Source organism: Bacillus sp. COPE52, from assembly GCF_003355115.1.
Classification (GTDB): Bacteria; Bacillota; Bacilli; order Bacillales; family Bacillaceae_G; genus Bacillus_A; species Bacillus_A toyonensis.
Window position 1 is genome coordinate 5,803,623 of the sequence record NZ_CP031292.1, and the last position, 975, is coordinate 5,804,597.

The 975-nt window shown below is 36.5% G+C and carries 1 protein-coding gene; it reads right to left on the reverse strand.

From position 1 onward, the window contains the following. Positions 1–975, reverse strand: a 975-nt coding sequence (locus DPQ31_RS29080) for a condensation domain-containing protein (protein ID WP_208731452.1), incomplete at both ends; no start/stop codon positions are given.

A 975-nucleotide genomic window follows, 5' to 3' on the forward strand; every position in this document is an offset into this window, starting at 1 on the left:
GGTTTAACAAATCCATTGATTATATCATCTAGCTTATCGGTACCCATTTCTCTATACGTCACTTGGAAAGCTATGTCTTTTTCAATCTTTTGAACTGGTTCACCATCTACCATTACAAAAGAAGTTCTTAAAGCCTCATGTCTTTCGATTAATTTATGGAAAGCCTTCTCAAGCTGATGAACATCTAAATCACCTTTTATTTTCATAGCGAAAGGCATATTATAAGATACTCCGCTACCCTCTATTTTGTTTAAAATGTAGAGTCTTCTTTGGGCAGATGAAAGCGGATAATAATCTTGTTCTTCTACTTTTTTGATCGATGCATATACACTTTCTTTTGTAGAGTCAATAAATTCTCCAATCCCTTTTATAGTAGGTGTTTGGAAGATTTGTCTTAAAGGTATCTCGACCATAAGTTCCTTATGGATTCTAGAAGCCATCGTAGTTGCTTTCAGTGAATGGCCTCCAATTTCAAAAAAGTTGTGTTGAATTCCTATGTTTTCTATATCTAAAATATCTTGCCAAATGGATACGAGCTTTTCTTCGACTGTGTTCCTTGGCGCCTCATACTCTACTACCCCTGCAACGGAACTTCCATCAGGACTTGGTAAAGCCTTTCGATCCACTTTCCCATTTGTAGTAAGTGGTAGCTTGTCTAGTTGAACAAAAAAAGCAGGAATCATATACTCTGGCAGCTCTTTTGCCAAAAACTTTCGAATTTCTTGAACCCTAGTCTCGTCCTCCGATGTTTCAGAAGTAAAGTACGCACATAAATATTGATGATTATTATTATCTTCTCTTGCGATTACAACAGCTTCTTTTACTTCCTTATATTTTAGAAGTTGACTCTCTATCTCACCCAGTTCAATCCTGAAACCTCGAATCTTCACTTGATGGTCAATTCTTCCTAAAAACTCAATATTTCCATCAGGTAACATTCTCACAAGGTCTCCTGTTCGATACATTCTCTCTCCT